The following is a 21,481-nucleotide window of genomic DNA, read 5'->3' on the forward strand; positions in this document are numbered from 1 at the left end:
AGGGAGCGGCGTACGCCTGTGCGCGGTCGCCGCGCATTGACGAGCGCCGGCGCGCTGGGCCTGGTGGCGCTGACCGCCACCGCGTGCAGCGGCGAGGTGGCCCGCCTGGGCATGCCCGAGCCGATCAGTGACCAGGCAGAGCGCATGCTCACGCTCTGGCAGGGATCCTGGATCGCGGCGTTCGCCGTGGGCGGCGTGGTCTGGGCGCTGATCATCTGGGCGGTGCTGTTCCACCGCAAGCGCTCCGACGACCTGCCGCCGCAGGTGCGCTACAACATGCCGATCGAGATCCTCTATACGGCGGTCCCGTTCGTCATCATCGGCGTCCTGTTCTACTTCACCGCCCGGGACGAGAACTACGTCGAGAAGACCACGAAGAACCCCGCGGTCACCGTCGACGTGACCGGGTTCCAGTGGAGCTGGCAGTTCGACTACCGGGAGAAGGACGCCTCCGGCAAGGAGCGGACCGTCGCCTCGGTCGTCGGGACCCCGGTCGACCCGAACGCCACCACGGGCGCCAAGCCGGTCATGGTGATCCCGGCGGACAAGACCGTCCGGGTCCGGCTGCACGCCAACGACGTCATCCACTCGTTCTGGGTCCCGGCGCTCCTCTACAAGAAGGACGTCATGCCGGGTTACACCAACGAGTTCGAGTTCACGGCGCGGAAGGTCGGGACCTATGAGGGCCGCTGCGCCGAGCTCTGCGGGGTCGACCACAGCCGGATGCTGTTCCAGCTGAAGGTCGTCCCGGCCGCGGAGTACGACCAGTTCATCGCCCAGGCCAAGGCCAAGGCGGCGGGGGGTGCCCAGTGACCACGGTCAGTGAGGCGCCTGGCGGCCTGAAGGTCGCCGGGGCGCGGACGAGCAAGGGGCGCATCCTCGCCTCCTGGATGTCGTCCACCGACCACAAGGTGATCGGCTACCTGTACCTGATCACCTCGTTCGTGATGTTCCTGATCGGCGGCGTGCTGGCGCTGGTCATGCGGCTGGAGCTGTACAAGCCCGGCCTGCAGGTCGTCAGCAACGAGCAGTTCAACCAGCTGTTCACCATGCACGGCACGATCATGCTGCTGATGTTCGCGACGCCGCTGTTCGCCGGCTTCGCCAACGTGATCATGCCGCTGCAGATCGGCGCGCCGGACGTGGCGTTCCCGCGGATGAACATGCTGGCGTACTGGCTGTTCCTGTTCGGCAGCCTGATCGTGATCGCGGGCTTCCTCACCCCGGGCGGCGCGGCCAGCTTCGGCTGGTTCGCCTACGCGCCCCTGTCGGACGCGGTCCGCTCGCCGGGCATCGGCGGCGACATGTGGGTGATGGGCCTGGCCATGTCGGGCTTCGGCACGATCATGGGTGCGGTCAACTTCATCACCACGATCCTGTGCATGCGGGCCCCCGGCATGACGATGTTCCGGATGCCCATCTTCACCTGGAACATTCTGCTGACCTCGATCCTGGTCCTGCTGGCCTTCCCGGTGCTGGCCGCCGCGCTGCTCGCGCTGGAGGCCGACCGCAAGCTCGGGGCGCACGTCTTCGACGCCGCGCACGGCGGGGCGCTGCTCTGGCAGCACCTGTTCTGGTTCTTCGGGCATCCGGAGGTCTACATCATCGCGTTGCCCTTCTTCGGCATCGTGACCGAGATCCTCCCGGTGTTCAGCCGCAAGCCGGTCTTCGGCTACATCGGCCTGGTCTTCGCGACCATCTCCATCGCGGGCCTGTCGGTGACCGTGTGGGCGCACCACATGTTCGTGACCGGCCAGGTGCTGCTGCCGTTCTTCTCGTTCATGACGTTCCTGATCGCGGTGCCCACAGGGGTGAAGTTCTTCAACTGGGTCGGAACGATATGGCGAGGGCAACTCACATTCGAGTCGCCCATGCTCTGGTCGCTCGGCTTCCTGGTCACCTTCCTGTTCGGCGGGCTGACCGGCGTCATCCTGGCCTCGCCCCCGATGGACTTCCAGCTCTCCGACTCCTACTTCGTGGTGGCGCACTTCCACTACGTCGTGTTCGGCACGGTGGTGTTCGCGATGTTCGCGGGCTTCTACTTCTGGTGGCCGAAGTGGACCGGCAAGATGCTGAACGACACCCTCGGCAAGGTGCACTTCTGGCTGCTGTTCATCGGCTTCCACGGGACGTTCCTGGTCCAGCACTGGCTGGGCGCGGCGGGCATGCCCCGGCGGTACTCCGACTACGCCAAGGAGTTCACCGGCATGAACCAGGTGTCGACGGTGTTCGCCTTCCTGCTGGGCGTCTCCCTGCTGCCGTTCTTCTACAACGTGTACATCACGTGGAAGAAGGGCAAGCGGGTGGAGGTGGACGACCCGTGGGGGTACGGTGGATCGCTCGAATGGGCGACCTCCTGCCCGCCGCCGCGGCACAACTTCAACTCGATCCCCCGGATCCGCTCCGAGCGTCCGGCCTTCGACCTGCACCACCCGCACGTGGGGGCCAAGGGCGAGCTCACCGGGACGAAGGGCTGAGCGATGCGCGTACAGGCGTTCATGTTCTACGGGTGCGCGGTCTTCTTCCTCGCCACCGACGTCGTCTACTGGCTGTGGTCGGGTGACTGGACCGGCACCACCGCCCTGGCCCTGTCCGTCGGCCTGGCCGGCCTGATCGGGTTCTACATCCACTTCACGGTCCGGCGGCTGGAGAGGTCCAACGGCGGCCCGCTGTACGAGGACGACCCCGAGGGCGAGATCGCGGACGCGGCCGGCGAGCTGGGCTTCTTCAGCCCGCACAGCTGGTGGCCGCTGTTCGTGGCGCTGTCGGCCACGACCGTCACCCTCGGCGTGGTGTTCGGCTGGTGGCTGGTCATTCTCGGCGTCTGCGCCGCGATCATGACCACCATCGGGATGGTCTTCGAGTATTACCGGGGCCATTTCTCGCACTGATCACTTAAAGGAATCCCCAAAGGGCCGGTGTCCCACGATTTCCGTGGGTACCGGCCCTTTCATGATGAGCTGCGGCCTTGTGTACCGGGGCCGCACTTCCATGGATCGCGGGACGATCGGGGGACGACGATGCGGCTCGGCGTGACGGGACCGGAGGAACGAGGGCGGCGTACCACCGCGCTGCTGGTCGGCATCACGGTGGCGGCGGGATCGGGTACGGCGGGATGCTCGTCGGACGCGGGACCGGCCATGGCCGGGGCGGACGCGGTCGCGCTGGCGGTGAGCCCGGCGGCGGGCCAGGCGGCGGCGCGTCCCGAGGTGCCGATCGCCGTGCAGGCGCGGCGGGGGACCGTCGAGAACGTCACCGTCCTGGCGAAGGGCACCAAGGTCGAGGGCGCGCTGAGCGCCGACCGGTCCGAATGGCGTTCGCGCTGGACGCTGCAGCCCGGTACGGAGTACACGGTCGTCGCGACGGCGCTCGGCAGGGACGGCAGGACGCGGACGGTCACCAGCCGCTTCACCACCGCCAAGGCGCGGCGCACCACGGAGGTGGCGGTCGAGGCGCCCTACGACAAGGAGACCGTGGGCGTCGGGATGCCGATCATCCTCCAGTTCCCTCGCAAGATCACCGACCGGGCGGCGGTCGAGCGGGCGCTGGAGGTCCGCTCCAGCAAGCCGGTCGAGGGCGCCTGGCACTGGTTCGACGACCAGAACGTGGTCTTCCGCACCAAGGAGCACTGGCCGAGCCATACCGACGTGACCTTCAACGCGCATCTGAGCGGCGTGGCGGTGGCCAAGGACACGTACGGGCGGAACGCGTCCCTGCGGTTCAGGATCGGCGACGCCCACAGCACCAAGGCGAGCGAGGACGGCCATCACATGGTGGTCAGGAAGAACGGCAAGGTCGTCAAGAAGATGCCGATCAGCATGGGCCGGGGCGACGTCAGGAAGTACACCACCACCAATGGCAATCACCTGACCATGGACAAGGGCAGCCCGGTCATCATGGACTCGTCCACGGTCGGCTGCGGCCCCGGCTGCGCCGGCTACTACCGCCTGACGGTCTACTCGGCGGTCCGCATCTCCAACAGCGGCGAGTACGTCCACGCCGCGCCCTGGTCGGTGGGGTCCCAGGGGAACAGCAACGTCAGCCACGGCTGCATCAACGCCAGCCCTTCCAATGCCCGCTGGTTCTACGACTTCTCCTACCGCGGCGACCCGTTCAAGGTGACGGGGACCGACCGTGAACTGGAGCCGCTGAACGGCTGGGGTTACTGGCAGATGTCCTGGCAGGAGTGGGTGAAGGGCAGCGCCCTCAAGCAGGCCCTGCGAGTCGGGCCGGAAGGCGGCATCCCGGCACCGGCGGCGTGAAACTTAGTTCAGGGCTGGAGGGAAGGGGGCTCGGGGGCGCGGTGCACGCGGGCCCAGTCGCGGGCCATGGCGATGCGTTCGGGGGCCGACGGGTGGCTCATCCAGAGGACCCGTTCGAGCGGGTCCGGGGCGAGGTCGGAGATGTTGCGGGCCGCCAGCTCGTGCTGCATGGACACGAACGTGGCGGGGTCGCGGGTGAGGTCCAGCGAGTGGGCGTCGGCGCGGGCCTCGACCCGCCGGCTGATGAGGTTCTGGACCGGCGCGCCGGCCTGTACCGCCACGGTCACCAGGGCCAGCAGGAGCGCCACCGACCGCGGGTCGCCCGCGCCCGCGGCGGCACGGCCCCCGTCCCGGCCCGGACCGGCGGTGACGCCGGCGCGGCGCAGCAGGCGCGGGGAACCGAGCAGCGCGCCGAAGAGGCAGACGGCGGCCGAGACGCCCAAGGCCCCGACGAGCGTCCCGTGCAGCACGTCCCCGTTCTCGGCGTGCCCCAGCTCGTGCGCCACGACCGCCTCGACCCGCGCGGGCGGGGACTTCAGCAGCGTGTCGTACACGACGATCCGGCGGGTGGAGCCGAATCCGGAGACGTAGGCGTTCAGCGAGGTCGTCCGCCGGGACGCGTCGGCGACCAGGACGTCCTTGACGGGTACGCCGTCGCGCTCGGCCATCGCCAGCAGCTCGGTGCGCAGCTCGCCCCGGGGGAGCGGGTGGAACCTGTTGAAGACCGGCTCGAAGACGACCGGGTAGAGGAACGACACCGCCACGACCAGGACGAGGCCCCCGGCTGCCGCGCCGGTCCACCAGTAGCGCGGGAAGCGCCGCAGCAGCGGGAAGAGCAGCAGCAGCGCCACCGTCCAGATCACCCAGGTCACGGCCAGTGACTTGGCCTCGTCGAGCAGCCAGGCGGGCCAGGTCTGGGTGGAGAGGCCGTAGCGGCGGAGGATGATCTCGCCCCAGACGGCGAACGGCAGCGCCGCCAGATGGACCACCGTCGTCAGCACCACCGCGGCCACCGCCACCCGCGCCGGGAGACGGCGCAGCGGGGAGGTGGCCCGGCCGATGAGGCGGGCGCCCAGCGGGGTGAGCCCGAGGACGAGCACCACCGCCAGGCCGACGGCGAGGCTCGCGTACGCGCGGGGCGCGAGGGCGGCGTCGAACGCGCTGGAACGGGCGATCTCCGCCGCGGTGAAGTCGCGGGCCGGGTCCACCGGCACCGCGCCCCCGGGGACCTTCCCCGGAAGGGGGTTCCACGGGGTCGTCAGCGCCAGCACCGCGACGACGGCGGCGAGGAGGACGGCGGCGGCCAGCACGGCGGCCCGGCGGGCCCGGCGGTCGGCCGCCCGCGCGTCCGGTTCGTCCGGCCCCGCGCCCGGCCCGGTGTCCGGGGTCCCTTCCGAGACGGCGGCCCGGTCCGAGTCCGGGCCGCCTCCGGATGCGGCCCCAGGCCCGGGCTCCGCGCTCATTTCAGTTCCTTCCGCAGGTAGTCGCGCCAGGCGGCGGTGAAACGGTCGGCGCGCACGCCCAGCACCTCGTGCAGCGCGGCGGACTCGGGCATCCGCCCGGCCTCCCGGTACAGCCGGATCAGCGCGGTCTCACCGTACCGCTCGGCGATCATCCGGCAGGCCAGCCAGGCCGACTGGTAGGACTGCGCGAGCCCGCCCGAGCCGCCGTCGAAGGCGGCGCGGTCCGGCAGCGCCGCCGGGACCCGCCCGGCGGCCACGTCGCGATGCAGCTCGCGGGCCGCCGACTTCGCGCTCACCTTCCTGCCGCGGTACCCGACGTAGTCGGCGAACCCCTCGATCAGCCAGAGGGGGGTGCGGCCGTCGCGGGCCCCGCCGGTGGCCACGTGCGCCAGCTCGTGGGTGAGCACCACGTCGCGGCCGAGCGTGTTCAGGCGCTCGAAGGCGTCGGGGGCGATGACGATCCGGTCCGCCCCGGTGCCGTCGGCGGTGGGCATGGAGGTCGCCAGCGCGGCGATGTCCCGCAGGTCGCGCCCGCCACCGGTCAGCGCGGCGGCCCGGGAGCCGTCGGCGGGGACGAAGGCGACCACCCGGGGCGGCAGGCCCATGGCGGTGCCCGCTCCCGTCTTCTCCGCGTCCTTCACGCGGCGCTTCCCGCCGTCGCTCCTGCCCAGCACCGCCGTGACGGCGGGCACGGCCGCCTCCAGCCGGCGGGCGATGTCGGCGACCCCGGGGGCGTCCCCGATGACCAGGGTGGAACGCCCCCGGACGACGGTCAGCGGGCCCCCGTCCCAGATCTCGGCGTCGTCGGGACGGCCGCGCGCGGCACCGTCGCCGGTGATGACCCAGGTGCCCGAGCGCGGCACGAACGCCAGGTGGCGGGCGCGCGTCACCGGGGCCGGGTCCTGGTCGCGCAGGCGGTAGCGCAGCTGGATCCGCACGAGCGCGGCGCCCCCGTCGGTGGACTCGACCCGTTCCACCCGCTCCTGCCAGCCCTCCAGGGGCAGCTTGAGCAGGTTGTCGAACATCGCGGTCTGGGCCTGCCGGTAGGCCGCCGGGGCGAACGCGACCGTGGAGAGGAAGGCCGTGCGGTCGCGGTCGCGGACGGCACGGGCCCGGTTGGCCAGGACGGTGGACACGGCGTTCGGCTCGGGGATCCCGACGTCGGCCATGGCCGCCGCCCGCGTCGGGGACGGGGACGGGGACGGCTCGCCGGATCCGGCGGCGGTCGTCAGGCCGGCGCCCGCGAGCGTGCATGCGACGGCGCCCGCGGCGACCGCCATCAGGACCTTCCGCCGCGGGACCCCCGGCTCCCGCCCTTGTCCCATGCGCGCGATCCTATGCGCGCGCCAGGACCGCCGGGGCCGGGCCGGCGCCGCCCTGGCACCGGCCCGGCCGTGTTTCCGAAGTCCCGGCCCGCGGCGCTCGCCTGGGGGATCGCGCCTGACCGGGCCTGTGCGAGCGCGGCGTCGCTTCGCGATCCGCCCGGTGGCGCTCGCCTCCGGCATCGCCCCACCGGGCGGTCAACGCGCTCGCGCGGTGGCCGGGCCTGTCCGGGCCGGCCTCAGCTCTCGGCGTAATCGGGGTAGCCGTAGCCGACGATGGTCCGCGCGGGCCGTTCGCGGACCCTGACGGCGTTGGAGGTGTTGCCTTCGATGGTCTGGACGGTGCCGTCGCGGTTGTCCTTGACGACCATCCCGACGTGCACGATGTCGTAGAGGTCCTTGCCGCCGTCCCAGGCGAAGAACACGATGGCGCCGGGGCGAGGCTTGGTGCCCCAGCGGTCGTCCTCCTTGAACCAGCGGGCGTGCGCGATCGTCCAGGGGTCCATGCCGATCTGGTGGCTGAAGCCGATGCGGTCGCCGACCCAGGAGATGAACATGCTGCACCAGTTGGCGTCGTCGTAGCCCTGGACGGAGCCGCCGTCGCGCGCCACGGTCTCCCTGGCGCGCTCGGTCGTCATGTACCAGTCCTGGAACTTGGTCTCGCCGCTGCCGTTCTCGGTGATCCCGACCTGGGACCGGGCGACCTTGATGGCGGCCTCGGCGGTGGGCTTCGCGCGTTCGGCGTTCCGGGCCCCGGCGGCCGGGCCGTCGCTCCCGGCCTTCTCGCCGGTGTCCTCACCGGCGTTCTCATCGGTGTTCTCACCGGCGTTCTCGCCGGTGTTCCCGTCGCTCTCCTCCTCGGCCTTCCCGTTCTCGGCCCTGTCTCCGTCCCTGTCCCCGTCCCCGTCCTCGGGGAGGGGCGAGACGTCGGCCGCCCTGGCCGCCGCCCTGGGCTCCGCCGCGTCGTCGGTGGAGGTGAGCGTCACCTGCGCGGTGACGGCGGCCAGACTGAGGACGGTGGCGCCGGCGACGAGGCCGCCGGTGCTGCGGAGGTTGCCGATCAGATCGTCGATCAGCGGACGGCGCTTCCTGCGATGGTCTCCTGCCACGGTGGGCTCCTAGCTTCCATTGCCGCCTACCGGGTTAGCTGTCGGATTCGGGCCTGGAAGGCGCCCTACGGCCGCCCGCCACCCTTCGTGACAGATCGCGACGGTTCGTGGCTGTGGGGGGCCGTCACGAACCGATCGAGCTGCCTGAAGTCGTGGAGGTGGCCGATTCACCCCGTTGGGACGAGTGGGTCCCCGGCTCCGCTCGCGCGGACTCGGCGGCGGGCGCCTCAGAGGGCGGGCGCCCGCGATTGGGACTGGTTCACCTCTCCGAGGGACTCGGAGGGCGAAAGGTGGGGGGAAGAGCAGGCGTGGCCGCCCTGGCGCCACGGGGGCAAGGGGATGGAGCGTCCCCGCGGGCCCGGAACGGGCGGCCACGCCTGGCTTTGAGTCGCCGTCGGTCAGTCGAGACGGACGGAGGGGGCCGGCCCGCGATGCATCCGGCTGGAGCGGGTTGTACTGGTTGCGGCTTTCCTTGGCAGGGTCACTCCTTCTTCCAGACGCCTACCGGGTTAGCTGTCGGATTCGGACGTGGAAGTCGTCCTACGGTGCGCTCCCCGGCCGGTGCGCTCGACCTGGCTCGTTCGTCCAGGGCGTGCGTTCCGGTGGGCCGCGCGCCGATTCACCCCTGCTCGGGCGTGTTCCGGAAGGTCCGGATCGCCCGGCGTTGGTTCCCCGGCTCCGCTCGGTGGCGGATTCGGCGTTGACTTGTGGGAAAGACGTCGGACGGGCCCCTGAACGGGGATCCGCCCGCGGCCGGTGCCCGATGGAAGGACCGCCGTGGTGCGCCTGCGGCGCCCATGCGCGCCGCGCGGGTGCTCACGGACGGTGGGCCGGCCGGATGGGGGAGGGGACCGGCACCTGGGGGGCGCCGTGTCGGGGCGACACCTGGAGGGTGTCGTGCGGGGGCGGCACCTGGAGGGTGCCGCGGAGGGCCGTTGCGCGCCGGTGTGGCGCGCGGCCCTGCGACACCTGGGAGGCGCCGCGAGTGGGACACAAGATAGCAAAGGTCTACGAAATGGCAAATAGCGGACAAAAAACCGCCGGACCAGGAATAAGCCCTGGTCCGGCGGCTGGGGAGTGTCCGGGCGGCGGCGACGGCCCGGTGGACCGCCGCGCTCCGGGACCCGTCAGGGGCGCCCGGCCCCGTAGTAGTTCGACAGGTAGTAGCCCGAGGTGATGCTCACGACCTCGACGTTCTTGCCGGTGCGCGGCGCGTGGATCATCTTGCCCCCGCCCACGTACAGGCCGACGTGGCCGAGGTTGTTGAAGAACACCAGGTCACCGGGCTGCAGGTTGCTCTTGTCGATGCGCTTGGTGGCGGCGTACTGCGAGTTGGTGGTACGCGTGATGCCGACGCCCGCCGCGCCCCACGACTTCATCGTCAGGCCCGAGCAGTCGTACGAGCTCGGCCCGGCCGCCCCGTACTGGTAGGGCTTGCCGAGCTGGGCGTAGGCGAAGTTCAGCGCGACGCGGGCCGACCCGCTGGCCGGGCCGTTGTACGTGCCGCCGGTGGCGCCGCCGCCCCCGGAGGAGGTGCGCTCGCCGAGCCGGGCCAGCAGCGCCTTCTGCTTCCGGATCGACTTCTCGACCTCGGTCTTCTTCGCCCGCATCTCCTTGGCCTTCTTGGCCACCTCGTCGTAGGCGGCCTTGGCCTGGGCCTGCTCCCGGCGCACCCGCTGGGCGGCCCCCAGGAACTGGGTCAGCTCCGAGCCGCGGTTGCGGGCCAGGTGGGAGAAGACGGCGGCCTGGTCGAGCACCGCCTGCGGGTCGTTGGCCCCGGCGAAGCCGGCCACGTCGCCGGTGTTGCCGCTCTTGTAGGCGTCGGCGGCCATCTGCGCGATCTTCGTGCGCAGCTGGTCGTAGGTGGCCTGCTCCTCCTTGCCCGCCTTCTGGGTCGCCTTCCACTTCTTCTTGGCGACCTTGAGCTGCTCGTCCACCTGGTTGTACTTCTCCACCAGCTGTTCGACCTGCTCGTTGAGCTTGGTCAGCTTCTTGCGCGCCTCGGCCGCGCTGGGGGCGGGGTCGGCGTACGCCACGGAGGCGGGAAGCGCGAGGGAGGCCGTCACGGCGAGGCAGACGGTCGCCGTGAGCCTGCGGGGAGCGCCTCGTCTCGCGATGAGGCTCGGGCGGACGCGCGCCGGCTGGGAGGCCGCCCCGGTGAGATCACTGGCCACGATCGGTTGTGCCCCTCTCGTCCACGATGTCAGCGGACGACACTAGCGAGGGGTCACACCCGTCACAACTGATTCGATGGTCTTTGCACTAGTAATTCGTGCTTTGCGGACGTTCGGTGAGATAACTGTCACGAAGTGCTATGACGGACAGTGGTCGGAACGCTCCGCGGGGTGCCGCACCGGCAGGGGGAGACGATCGCGGGCCGCCCGGTCAGGTACGGCCCAGCCGGCGCAGCAGCAGCGTCGAGGGGGCGGGCCGGGCACTGGCCCGCCGGGCGGCGTCGGCCACCTCGCGGTCGGAGGAGACGACCACCACCGCGCGCCCGGACGGCTCGGCGCGCACCAGCTCGCCGATCAGCTCGTCGGCGGTCTGCCCCGGCTGGCTGAACAGCACCCGCACCCCGCGCGGGGCGGCGATCGCCACCGGAGCGTCCAGCTCCGCGCCGTCGAAGACGCAGGTGACCTCCGCGCGGGTCTGCGCGGCCAGCCCGCCCAGCCCCGACAGCAGCCGGTTGCGCTGGTCGGCCAGCGGCAGCTCGCCGTAACCGGTCTTGGTGACGTTGTAGCCGTCGACGACCAGATGCACCTGGGGCAGCGTCAGCAACCGGTCCAGCAGCTGCGGATCGTCGTCCGACAGCGCCCGGCCGGGCAGCGCGCGGTGCGCCACCCGGTCCGGCTCCACACCGGGCACCGCGTCGGCCGGACGCGCGATCGTGGACGGCAGCGCCAGCTCCCGCCGCACGCCCTGGGCCGCGTCCACCAGCGTGTCCAGCAGCATGCGCAGCCGCACGTCGTCGACGTTGCGGCCCTCCCGGGAGGCGCGCCGGGCGGCCTCGGCGCCGGCCTCCGCGCGCGCGAGCCTGCCGCGCAGGCGGCGCAACTCCTTGTCGGCGGCGGCGGTGCCCTCCCGGGCGGCGGCCAGCTCGCGCTCGGTGCCGGCGGCCAGCGCGTCGGCGCGCTCCCCGGCCGCCTTGGCCTTCAGCCGCGCCTCGTGCAGCTTGCGCCGCAGCTCGGAGATCTCGGCCTTGCTCTCGCGCAGCTCGGCCCGCAGCCGCTCCACCTCGGCGGCACGGGACGTGCGGGCGGCGGCGACCTCCTCGCGCAGCTCGGCGATGCGCCGTTCGGCGGCCTCGCCCTCCGAGGCGCTCGCCGATCGCTCCAGCTCGTCCCGGGCGGCCTCCACCAGCCGGGTCCACCCCTCGGGACGCAGCAGGTAGCCGATGACCGCGACCCGCACCGGGTCCGCGGCGGGCGGGACCCCGCCCTCCTCCACGGCCTCCACCAGGTCGGGCTGCGCCTCGCGCAGCGGCCCGGCGACCCGCCGCCGGAAGGCGTCGTCCTTCTCCAGCCGGGCGGCGATGTGCTGCCCGGCGAGCTTGGCCCGCTTGCGCCGCTCGAACCGGGCGAACCGGCGCAGCGGCAGCGGCACCTCCTCGATCGGCAGCGACCCGATCAGCTCCGCGGCGGCGTCCACGACACCCAGCCGGACCGCCTCGGGGAGGGGGCGGGCCAGGCGTTCCTCGGCTTCCGGGCCGCTGTCGATGATCCCGCTCCTCCCAGGCGCGTGCCGCCGGTGCGCTCAGTTTTCCCGGGTGTCACGCACCTTAACCAGCACGAACACGTGGTATGCCGCAAACCGCCGGAGCCCTCGCACAACGCCCTCGGCGCGCCCCCGCACGCGCAGGTCTCCAGGGTGCCCTCCACCCTAGCGGGCCGCCCTTCTGTCGGTGGCCTGCTCTACGGTCGCCGCCATGACGGCTGCGAGATCCGAGACCCCTTCGGCGCACGGCGTCCAGGGCACCCTCGACGACCTCGGCACCCCCTTGGCGGGCGTCACCTTCGTGGTGGTGGACCTGGAGACCACCGGGGGGTCGCCCGCCGAGTCGGCCATCACCGAGATCGGCGCGGTCAAGGTGCGCGGGGGCGCCGGTCTCGGCGAGTTCGGCACGCTGGTCGACCCGGGCGGCGCGATCCCGCCGTTCATCACCGCGCTCACCGGCATCACCCAGGCGATGGTGACCGCCGCCCCAAGGATGGACTCGGTCCTCCCGGCGTTCCTGGAGTTCGCCAGGGGCTGCGTGCTGGTCGCGCACAACGCCCCGTTCGACATCGGCTTCCTCAAGGCCGCCTGCGCGGCGCAGGGGTACGCCTGGCCCGCGTTCCCCGTGGTCGACACCGTCGACCTGGCACGCCGCGTCCTGACCAAGGACGAGGTGCCCAACTGCAAGCTGGAGACCCTGGCGAGGTTCTTCGGCGCCGCCACCCGTCCCTGCCACCGGGCGCTGGCCGACGCCCGCGCCACCGTCGACGTCCTGCACGGCCTCATCGAACGGCTCGGGTCGTTCGGCGTCACCTCCCTGGAGGAGCTGCGCGGCTTCGCCAAGGCGCCCACCCCCGAGCAGCGGCGCAAGCGGCACCTGGCCGACGCCGTGCCCAGCGCCCCGGGCGTCTACGTCTTCGAGGACGCCGCCGGCGAGGCGCTCTACATCGGCAAGAGCGGCGACCTGCGGACCCGCGTCCGCGGCTACTTCACCGGCTCGGAGACCCGCTGGCGGGTCCGCGAGATGGTCGGCCTGGCCGAACGCGTCCGCACGATCGTGTGCGCCACCGGGCTGGAGGCCGAGGTCCGCGAGCTGCGCCTGATCGCCGAGCACAAGCCCCGCTACAACCGGCGTTCGAAGTTCCCCGAGCGGGTGATGTGGCTCAAGCTCACCGTGGAGCCCTTCCCCCGGCTCTCCATCGTCCGGGAGTGCCGCGACGACGGCGCCGCCTACCTCGGCCCCCTGTCGTCCCGCCGGCAGGCCGAGGAGGCGCGCTCGGCGCTGCACGAGGCGATCCCGCTGCGCCAGTGCACCCAGCGGCTCACCCCGCGGCTGATCGGCGAGGGCCGGGCCCGCACCTGCGCGCTGGCCGAGATCGGCCGCTGCGGGGCGCCCTGCGAGGGCCGCGAGTCCTCCGGGTCGTACGCGGTCCACGTCACCTCGGCGCGCGCCGTGCTGGCCGGGGACGTGCGCCCGGTGGTGGCCGCCGCCCGGGTGCGGATCGACCGGCTGGCCGCCGAGCAGCGCTACGAGGAGGCCGCGGCGCAGCGCGACCGGCTGGCGGCGTTCGTGCGGGCCGCCGCCCGCGCCGAGCGGCTGGGGGCGCTGGCGGGCTGCCCGCAGGTGGTGGCGGCGCGCCCGGCCTTCGACGGCGGCTGGGAGCTGGCGGTCGTCCGGTACGGGCGGCTGGCCGCCGCGGGCATGATCCCGCCCGGCGCGCACCCGCGCCCCTACGTGGACGCCCTGATCGCGACGGCCGAGACCGTCTTCCCCTGGTCGGTGACCACCGGCGCCCCCGGCGGAGCGGCCACCGCCGGGGAGATGGAGTGCGTCCTGCGCTGGATGGACGCGCCCGGCGTCCGCCCGGTCGAGGTGGAGGGCACCTGGACGTACCCGGTCCACGGCGCCGAACGCCTGCGCGCGTGGCTGGACAATGCCTACGCGGCCCGCGAGCCCGGGGAGCCCCGGGCCGCCCGCCCACTAAGGTGACGGAAGAAACCCGGCAATCGCGAGGACGCCGCTCCCTATGGCCATGCCGCTCTACGACAGCCAGCCCGCCAGGCGGGTCCCGTGGGTGACCTACCTGCTGGTGACCGCCAACGTGCTGGTCTTCCTGTTCACCCCGATGGCCAACTTCTCCAGCTGGTACGGCGAGGGCAGGGTACGCGAGTGCAACGCGGCGCGCTTCACCTTCGAGTACGGCGCCGTCCCCAAGGAGCTGACCACCGGCCGGCAGCAGCCGGTGCCCCCGCAGATCGTCCGCCAGTGCGGGCAGGAGGACTTCTCCAAGACGCCCTGGGTCTCGGCCTTCACCTCGATGTTCCTGCATTCGGGGGCGCTGCACCTGCTGGGCAACCTGGTGGTGCTGTTCGTGGTCGGCATGGGCGTGGAGGACCGGCTCGGGCGCTTGCGCTACCTGCTCAGCTACCTGTTCTTCGGGCTGGTGGCGGTGTACGGGTTCGCGTACGTGTCGCCCGACGCCACCGTGCCGCTCATCGGCGCCTCCGGGGCCATCGCCGGGGTCCTGGGCGCCTACCTGATCCTCAATCCCCGCGGCCGGATCGTCAGCCTGGTCCCGCCGATCTTCGTGATCCGGCTGCCGGTCTGGGTGGTGCTCGGCTACTGGTTCGTCCTCCAGTGGCTGTCCCTCGGCGACCGGGAGAGCAACGTCGCGTACGTGGCGCACATCGCGGGCTTCCTCGCCGGGGTGGTGTTCGCCCTCATGGCCCGGCAGGCCGGCCCGGCCCGCCGCCCGGCCGCCCTGAGCCGCGGCTGACGGCCCGCGGCCGATAGAGTCGTACCCTGCCCGCCCGGAGGACGGCGGAACGCCCGTCAGGGCTTCTCAGAGGGGGAGATGCGGTGGTCACCGCGATCGTGCTCATCAAGGCGGACGTCGCGAGCATCCACGAGGTCGCCGAGAGCGTCGCCGCCCTGGACGGCGTCAGCGAGGTCTACTCCATCACCGGGGAGTACGACCTGATCGCGATGGTCCGGGTGCGCGGCCACGAGGAGCTCAACGACGTGATCCCGGGCCGGCTCAACAAGGTGCCGGGGATCCGTGACACCGAGACCCACATCGCGTTCCGGACCTACTCCCGGCACGACCTGGAGGCGGCGTTCGCGGTGGGACTCCCGGACGCCGACTGAAGAAGCACTTGCCGGGGGCTCTGGGGGGTCGCCCCCCAGAGAGGTCTCGTACTCGCCGGGCGGCGGCACTCAGCGGCACTCAGCGGCACTCAGCGCCACTCAGGGGCGGAGAGCCTGGCTGGCCTTGACCCACGTGTCGAGGGTGGCCGACGCCGCGCCCTCGTCGATGACCCCGGCGGCACGGGCGTACGCGGCGCGCAGGGCCTCGGTCAGCCCGTCCGCGGGCGGCGTGCCGTCGTGGGCGACCATCAGCGCCGCGGCGTTGAGCAGGACCATGTCGCGGACCGGGCCGGGCTCGCCGGCGAACACGCCGCGGGCCACCCGGGCGTTGAACTCCGCGTCGGCGCCGCGCAGGTCGTCCGGGCCCGCCGGGGGGATGCCCAGGTCGGCGGGGTCGAAGACGGTCTCGGTGGCGGTCCCCTCGCGCACCACCCACACGGTCGAGGTGCCGGTGGTGGTGAGCTCGTCGAGCCCGTCGTCGCCGCGGAACACCAGCGACGAGCAGCCCCGCTTCGCGAACACGCCCGCCATGACGCCGGCCATGCGGGGGTGGAAGACGCCCACCGCCTGGGTGGTGGTGCGGGCCGGGTTGGTCAGCGGGCCGAGGAAGTTGAAGACCGTCGGCGTCCCCAGCTCGCCGCGGGCCTTGGCGGTGTGCTTGAACGCCGGGTGGTAGATCGGCGCGAAGCAGAAGGCGATCCCGGCCTCCTCGGCCACCCGGGCGGTCAGCTCGGGCGGCAGGTCGATCGCCACGCCCAGGGCCTCCAGGAGGTCCGCGGCGCCGCAGGACGACGTGGCGGCGCGGTTGCCGTGCTTGACGACCTTCACGCCCGCGCCCGCGGCCACCACCGCCGCCATCGTGGAGATGTTGACCGTGTGGGCCCGGTCGCCGCCGGTGCCCACCAGATCGCCGAGGCGGCCCGGGATGTGGATCGGGGTGGCGTTGGCGAGCATGGCCTCGGCCAGCCCGGCCACCTCGTCGACGGTCTCGCCCTTGGCCCGCAGCGCGACGGCGAACCCGGCGATCTGGGCCTCCGTGGCCTCCCCGGCCATGATCTGCCGCATCGCCCAGGCGGTCTCCACGCTCGACAGCGACTCGCCGTCGAGCAGCGCGTTGAGCAGCGCCGGCCAGCTGGTACGGGCGTCCATGGTTCCCCCAGGTCGGAGACGGGGCCGAAGTCGGAAGGCGGGCGAGGGCATGCGGGAACGGTCCCGGGGCGCCTCCGGCCGGAGGGCGTGCCCCCGCCTCTCCGGCGGGCGGGTCTACAGGGCGGGCAGGCGGTTCTCGGCGCGCAGCCGCATGAGCTCGGCGACCGCGTTGGCCAGCGCCATCGGGTCCAGCGGCAGCGAGACCACCTTGTCGGCGCGCGACCAGGTCGCCAGCCAGCCGTCGTCGCGCCGGGCGATGATCGCCAGGAACGGCGGGCAGTCGTACACCTCGTCCTTGGCCTGGCGGCAGACGCCCAGACCGCCCGCGGGCTGCGCCTCGCCGTCGACCACCGCGACGTCGATGTCGCCCTCGTCCAGCCGCTTGACCACGGCCGGCTGGGTGGCGCACTCGACGTACTCCACCCGCGGGAGGTCGGCCGCGGGACGGCGTCCGATGGCGAGCCGGATCTCGGCACGGGTGCTGGCGTCGTCGCTGTAGACGAGAACCTTCATCGGGCTCTCCGGGGCGGTGCTCATGGCAGAGAAGGTTACCCGCACGGGTTCGGGTTCGGCCATGTCCACCCGGGGTCGCGGCGGTGGCCGGGGACGGGCGGCGGCGGTGCCCGGCGCGACACCCCCGGGGCGGCCCGGAGGCGAGGTGCGCCGCGCCGTTCCCGTACCGTGTCCAAAACGTGGCCGGGCGGGTGCCGCGGGCGGGATCCACGCCGGTCGGGAACGCGGAAGGCGTTGCTGGACGGCCCTTCCGGTCGTTCCGCGGGTGACCGAGGGATCGCAGGTCGGACACGCTCGGGAACCTCTACAGGGGGGTCATGCGTCGATCATGGGATAGGTGACGCAATAATGGCGCCCGTGGCAACAGCATCCGCGATAGAGACAACACCTCACGCTCGGGCGAATCGTCCCAACCTGGTCAGCGTGGGGACGATCGTCTGGCTGTCGTCCGAGCTGATGTTCTTCGCGGCTCTGTTCGCGATGTTCTTTACGATCCGCTCCGTGACGATCGGCCAGCAGGGAGAGCATGCGTGGCCGGGCGCCCCTCTCGACCTGCCCCTCTCCGCCTTCAACACCACCATCCTGGTCCTGTCCTCGGTGACCTGCCAGATGGGCGTGTTCAAGGCCGAGGCGGGCAAGGTGGGACGCGACGGCGGCCTGCTGGACTTCCGGCGCTGGGGTCTGCGTGAGTGGTACGTGCTCTCGTTCCTCATGGGCGCCTACTTCGTGGCCGGCCAGGCCTACGAGTACTACAACCTGGTCGTCCACGACGGACTGACGCTGTCGTCGTCGGCGTACGGCTCGGTCTTCTACCTGACCACCGGGTTCCACGGGCTGCACGTGACCGGCGGCCTGATCGCGTTCCTCTTCGTCCTCGGGCGGACCTACGCCGCCAAGCGCTGGACGCATGAGCAGGCGACGAGCGCGATCGTCGTGTCCTACTACTGGCACTTCGTGGACGTGGTCTGGATCGGCCTGTTCGCGACGATCTACCTCCTCGACCTGTGACCGCGCGGCGTCCCGCCCCTAGACAGACTCAGACCCGCTAGACCTCCACCGACGACAAGACCCGAACGGGGATTTCCGTGAAAAGGTTCACCGCATGGCGACGGCGCCCCTGGGCGGGCTACGCCGTCGTGCTGGCGGCCCTGGCGGCGATCGGCGTCATCTACGCCGGTTTCCAGCCCCAGCCCGACCGTGCCGAGGCGGCCAGCACGGCCCAGGCCGCCGACGATCTGCAGAACGGTAAGCAGCTCTTCAACAAGAACTGCGCCAGCTGCCACGGCCTCAACGGCGAGGGCAGCAAGGACGGCAACGGCAAGCCGCTCGCTCCCAGCCTGATCGGGGTGGGCGCGGCGTCCGTCGACTTCCAGGTCAGCACGGGCCGGATGCCCGCGATGAACCCTGGCGCGCAGATGCCGCGCAAGACGCCCATCCCCGACTTCAACGTCGGTCTCAAGACCGACTACGAGGAGCCGGAGAAGCGGGCGGCGGCCGAGAAGCAGAAGGCTCAGGCCCAGAAGAACCTGGCCGACCTGATCGCCTACGTCGACTCGCTGAGCGCCAGCAAGGGCCCGGCGATCCCCAGCGCCGAGATGGTCGACCCCAAGAAGGGTGACGTCGCGCTCGGCGGCAAGCTGTTCCGCACCAACTGCGCCCAGTGCCACAACTTCGTGGGGTCGGGCGGCGCGCTGACCGGCGGCAAGTACGCCCCGCCGCTGGACACCAACGACGTCACCCCCACGCAGATCTACGAGGCCATGCTGACCGGCCCGCAGGCCATGCCGGTGTTCAACGACACCACCCTCACCCCGAAGGACAAGCAGGCCATCATCGCCTACCTGGTCCAGACTCGCGAGGAGCCCAACCCGGGCGGGTTCGGCCTCGGCCGCATCGGCCCGGTCTCCGAGGGCCTGGTCGGCTGGCTGGTCGGCGTCGGGCTGCTCGTCCTCGCGGCGATGTGGATCACCGCGAAGAAGCCGAAGAAGCTGAAGAAGTCATGAGCGACAACACCGACGAGACCAACGGCGCCCCCCGGGAGCCGGGCGAGAGCGGAGCCGGGCGCGAACGGGTGGTCGGCACCCCGTCCCCGGCGACCGAGAAGCAGCTGCTGGCCAGCCAGGACGTCTCGGCCCCCGCGGGGGCCGGCGAGGAGCTGGACGAGGAGGCGGCCAAGCGCGCCGAGCGCGTCGTCGCCACGTTCTTCCTGCTCGCCTTCGCCGGCAGCGTGGCGTTCATCGCCTACTACATCGGCTGGAGCGGCCGCGACGGCGGCATGCACGGCATCGAGCGGGCCAGGGAGTCCAACTACTGGCTCGGCGGCATGATGGCGCTGTCGTTCCTGGCGCTGGCCATCGGCGTCACCATCTGGGTGCGCCGCCTCATGACCAGCAAGCCGATCGTCCAGGAGCGGCACGAGCTGCAGGCCGACCCGCAGACGCGCGAGGCGTTCACCGAGGCGTTCATCGAGGGCGCCGCCGACAGCGGCATCACCAAGCGGCCGCTGCTGCGCCGCACGCTGCTGCTGGCCGCCGCGCCGCTGGGCCTGGCGCCGCTGGTGCTGCTGCGCGACCTCGGCCCGCTGCCCGAGAAGCGGCTGCGCCACACCTACTGGGCCGAGGCCGTCAAGAAGGCCAAGGCCGAGGGGCGCAAGGGCGTCCGGCTGGTCGTCGACGGCACCAACGCGCCGCTGAAGGTCAGCGACTTCGCCGCCCCCGGCAGCATGATCACCGTGCTGCCGGAGGGGATCGAGGAGAACGCCCACCACCCGCTGAACGAGATCGCCAAGGCCGTCACGATCCTCATCAACGTCCCGGCGGACCAGTTCAAGCCCGCCAAGGGACGTGAGAACTGGCACGTCGGCGGTATCGTGGCGTACTCCAAGATCTGCACGCACGTGGGCTGCCCGGCGGCCCTGTACGAGCAGACCACCCACCACATCCTCTGCCCGTGCCACCAGTCCACCTTCGACGCCACCGACGCGGCCAAGGTCGTGTTCGGCCCGGCGGCCCGGCCGCTTCCCCAGCTGCCGCTCGGCGTGGAGGACGGTTACCTGGTGGCCACCGACGACTTCCCCGAGCCGATCGGTCCGAGCTTCTGGGAGCGCGGATGAGCCAGGCCACCGCCCCGAAGGCGGTCGACGGGACGCTGAACTTCCTCGACGACCGCCTCGGGTCCACCACCTTCTTCAAGCGGAACGTCAAGAAGGTCTTTCCGGACCACTGGTCGTTCATGCTGGGCGAGATCGCCCTGTACTCCTTCATCATCCTGCTGCTGACCGGGACGTTCCTGACGCTCTGGTTCAAGCCCAGCATGATGGAGGTGGTGTACGACGGGTCGTACACCAAGCTGAACGGCGTCAAGATGTCGGAGGCCTACGCCTCCACCCTGCACATCAGCTTCGACGTCCGCGGCGGGCTGCTGATGCGGCAGATCCACCACTGGGCGGCGCTGCTGTTCATGGCGTCGATCATGGCACACATGCTGCGGGTGTTCTTCACCGGCGCCTACCGCAAGCCGCGTGAGATCAACTGGCTGATCGGCATCGGCATGTTCACGCTGGGCATGCTCGAGGGCCTGTTCGGCTACTCGCTGCCCGACGACCTGCTGTCGGGCACCGGCCTGCGGATCACCCAGGGCGTGGCCGAGTCGATCCCGGTGGTCGGCACCTACATCTACATGTTCCTGTTCGGCGGGGAGTTCCCCGAGGGCAACACCGGGGACATCATCCCCCGGCTGTTCACCCTGCACGTGCTGCTGATCCCGGCGCTGCTGCTGGGCCTGGTGACCGCGCACATGATGATCATGTGGCACCAGAAGCACACCGCGATGCCGACCAAGGAGCAGACCGAGTCCAAGGTCTACGGCTACCCCTTCTACCCGGTCTTCATGGCCAAGACGGGCGCCTACTTCCTGTTCACCTTCGGCGTCGTGGCGCTGCTGGGGGCGTTCGCCCAGATCAACCCGATCTGGCTGTTCGGCCCCTACGATCCGGGCGCGATCTCCGCGGGGTCCCAGCCGGACTTCTACATGGGGATCCTGGAAGGCTCCCTGCGGATCATGCCGGGCTGGGAGATCAGCGCGCTGGGCCACACGCTCAGCCTGAACGTGCTGATCCCGGCGCTGCTCCCGCTGGGGATCATCTTCACCGGCGCCGCGCTGTTCCCGTTCATCGAGCAGTGGGTCACCGGCGACCGGCGGCTCCACCACGTCAACGACCGGCCGCGCAACGCCCCGGTCCGCACCGGTGTCGGCATCGCCGCCATCACCTTCTACGGCCTGCTGTGGCTGGCCGGCGCGAACGACGTGATCGCCGAGCGGTTCCACGTGTCCCTGTTCGCCACGACCTGGTTCTTCCGGGTCACGGTGATCATCGGCCCGTTCATCGCCTACGCCGTCACCAAGCGCATCTGCCTGGGGCTGCAGCGCAAGGACGCCGACGTCATCGGGCACGGCGTGGAGAGCGGCATCATCCTGATGTCGCCCGAGGGCGGCTTCAGCGAGCGGCACGAGCCGGCGCGGGAGGAGGAGCGGGCGGTCCTCCTCAGCAAGGAGAACGCCCGTCCGGAGGCGCCCGCGGTGGACGCCAACGGCGTCCCCTCGCCCAGCAGCAAGGGCCCGGTGGGGCACCTGCGCTCGCGGCTCAACCGGGCCTGGAGCTTCGACGACGTCCCGGTCGAGGAGCACGAGGGCCACGGGCACGACGCGAACGGGCACGACGAGAACGGGCACGCGGACGGCGAGAAGCGCGAGCTGGAGAGCGGCAAGGACAGCAAGCAGCTCAGCCGCTGACCGGCGCGAT

At 71.7% G+C, this 21,481-nt stretch carries 18 protein-coding genes and 2 riboswitches; of the genes, 11 read left to right on the top strand and 7 right to left on the bottom strand.

Features of this window, described 5'->3' with window-relative positions; translation table 11 throughout:
- Positions 1-36 precede the first annotated feature (36 nt).
- The 4 genes from ctaC to IW256_RS11790 all read left to right on the top strand — a co-directional run bounded on the left by ctaC (position 37) and on the right by IW256_RS11790 (position 4,262).
- Positions 37-813, top strand: a complete 777-nt coding sequence (gene ctaC, locus IW256_RS11775) for an aa3-type cytochrome oxidase subunit II (RefSeq protein WP_231403751.1) — start codon at positions 37-39, stop codon at positions 811-813.
- Positions 810-2,477 (top strand): aa3-type cytochrome oxidase subunit I, encoded by a 1,668-nt coding sequence (ctaD, locus tag IW256_RS11780; protein ID WP_197010989.1) that lies wholly within the window; start codon positions 810-812, stop codon positions 2,475-2,477. The genes ctaC and ctaD overlap by 4 nt, the downstream gene beginning before the upstream one ends.
- 3 nt (positions 2,478-2,480) lie before the next feature.
- Positions 2,481-2,891 (top strand): cytochrome c oxidase subunit 4, encoded by a 411-nt coding sequence (locus tag IW256_RS11785; protein ID WP_197010990.1) that lies wholly within the window; start codon positions 2,481-2,483, stop codon positions 2,889-2,891.
- Between the two features lie 141 nt (positions 2,892-3,032).
- Positions 3,033-4,262 carry a L,D-transpeptidase gene (locus IW256_RS11790; protein WP_307828854.1) on the top strand — a complete coding sequence of 410 codons (1,230 nt, stop codon included), beginning with the start codon at positions 3,033-3,035 and terminating at the stop codon, positions 4,260-4,262.
- Positions 4,263-4,270: 8 nt separating this feature from the next.
- Here IW256_RS11790 and IW256_RS11795 read toward each other — a convergent pair whose 3' ends face one another.
- From IW256_RS11795 to IW256_RS11815, 5 genes are all read right to left on the bottom strand, one after another.
- On the bottom strand, positions 4,271-5,725 hold the full coding sequence (locus IW256_RS11795; protein ID WP_197010991.1) for a M48 family metallopeptidase: 1,455 nt from the start codon (positions 5,723-5,725) through the stop codon (positions 4,271-4,273).
- Positions 5,722-7,050 carry a hypothetical protein gene (locus IW256_RS11800; protein WP_197010992.1) on the bottom strand — a complete coding sequence of 443 codons (1,329 nt, stop codon included), beginning with the start codon at positions 7,048-7,050 and terminating at the stop codon, positions 5,722-5,724. Before IW256_RS11800 ends, IW256_RS11795 begins: the two co-directional genes overlap by 4 nt.
- A 236-nt stretch (positions 7,051-7,286) precedes the next feature.
- Positions 7,287-8,156, bottom strand: coding sequence for a C40 family peptidase (locus IW256_RS11805; protein WP_197010993.1), 870 nt, complete (start codon positions 8,154-8,156; stop codon positions 7,287-7,289).
- 8 nt (positions 8,157-8,164) lie between these two features.
- Positions 8,165-8,384: riboswitch (cyclic di-AMP (ydaO/yuaA leader) on the bottom strand.
- 255 nt (positions 8,385-8,639) lie between these two features.
- Positions 8,640-8,866: riboswitch (cyclic di-AMP (ydaO/yuaA leader) on the bottom strand.
- A 417-nt stretch (positions 8,867-9,283) separates the two neighbouring features.
- Complete coding sequence (locus IW256_RS11810) at positions 9,284-10,222, bottom strand: C40 family peptidase (protein ID WP_307828855.1); 939 nt, start codon at positions 10,220-10,222, stop codon at positions 9,284-9,286.
- Positions 10,223-10,541: 319 nt separating this feature from the next.
- Entirely contained in the window at positions 10,542-11,804 is a 1,263-nt protein-coding gene (locus IW256_RS11815; protein WP_307828856.1) for an NYN domain-containing protein, read from the bottom strand.
- A 277-nt stretch (positions 11,805-12,081) separates the two neighbouring features.
- Between IW256_RS11815 and IW256_RS11820 the strand changes: the two genes are divergently transcribed.
- The 3 genes from IW256_RS11820 to IW256_RS11830 all read left to right on the top strand — a co-directional run bounded on the left by IW256_RS11820 (position 12,082) and on the right by IW256_RS11830 (position 15,018).
- Positions 12,082-13,860 (top strand): DEDD exonuclease domain-containing protein, encoded by a 1,779-nt coding sequence (locus IW256_RS11820; RefSeq protein ID WP_197010995.1) that lies wholly within the window; start codon positions 12,082-12,084, stop codon positions 13,858-13,860.
- A gap of 37 nt (positions 13,861-13,897) precedes the next feature.
- Positions 13,898-14,647, top strand: coding sequence for a rhomboid family intramembrane serine protease (locus IW256_RS11825; RefSeq protein ID WP_197010996.1), 750 nt, complete (start codon positions 13,898-13,900; stop codon positions 14,645-14,647).
- A gap of 83 nt (positions 14,648-14,730) precedes the next feature.
- Positions 14,731-15,018, top strand: a complete 288-nt coding sequence (locus IW256_RS11830; RefSeq protein WP_197010997.1) for an Lrp/AsnC family transcriptional regulator — start codon at positions 14,731-14,733, stop codon at positions 15,016-15,018.
- Positions 15,019-15,117: 99 nt separating this feature from the next.
- On the opposite strand, the gene trpD is transcribed toward IW256_RS11830, so the two are convergent.
- Positions 15,118-16,167, bottom strand: coding sequence for an anthranilate phosphoribosyltransferase (gene trpD, locus IW256_RS11835; RefSeq protein WP_197010998.1), 1,050 nt, complete (start codon positions 16,165-16,167; stop codon positions 15,118-15,120).
- A gap of 114 nt (positions 16,168-16,281) precedes the next feature.
- The gene (locus IW256_RS11840; protein WP_197010999.1) at positions 16,282-16,704 is read right to left on the bottom strand and encodes a hypothetical protein; all 423 of its coding nucleotides are present in this window, start codon (positions 16,702-16,704) and stop codon (positions 16,282-16,284) included.
- Positions 16,705-17,028: 324 nt separating this feature from the next.
- Here IW256_RS11840 and ctaE point away from each other — a divergent pair, with 324 nt between their 5' ends.
- The 4 genes from ctaE (at position 17,029) to qcrB (ending at position 21,471) form a co-directional block, all read left to right on the top strand.
- Entirely contained in the window at positions 17,029-17,688 is a 660-nt protein-coding gene (gene ctaE, locus IW256_RS11845; RefSeq protein ID WP_197011000.1) for an aa3-type cytochrome oxidase subunit III, read from the top strand.
- A 77-nt stretch (positions 17,689-17,765) separates the two neighbouring features.
- Entirely contained in the window at positions 17,766-18,683 is a 918-nt protein-coding gene (gene qcrC, locus IW256_RS11850) for a cytochrome bc1 complex diheme cytochrome c subunit (RefSeq protein ID WP_197011001.1), read from the top strand.
- On the top strand, positions 18,680-19,792 hold the full coding sequence (gene qcrA, locus IW256_RS11855) for a cytochrome bc1 complex Rieske iron-sulfur subunit (RefSeq protein ID WP_197011002.1): 1,113 nt from the start codon (positions 18,680-18,682) through the stop codon (positions 19,790-19,792). Before qcrC ends, qcrA begins: the two co-directional genes overlap by 4 nt.
- Positions 19,789-21,471 carry a cytochrome bc1 complex cytochrome b subunit gene (gene qcrB, locus IW256_RS11860; protein WP_197011003.1) on the top strand — a complete coding sequence of 561 codons (1,683 nt, stop codon included), beginning with the start codon at positions 19,789-19,791 and terminating at the stop codon, positions 21,469-21,471. The genes qcrA and qcrB overlap by 4 nt, the downstream gene beginning before the upstream one ends.
- Positions 21,472-21,481 lie beyond the last annotated feature (10 nt).

The organism is Actinomadura viridis (genome assembly GCF_015751755.1).
In the GTDB taxonomy this organism is placed as follows: domain Bacteria; phylum Actinomycetota; class Actinomycetes; order Streptosporangiales; family Streptosporangiaceae; genus Spirillospora; species Spirillospora viridis.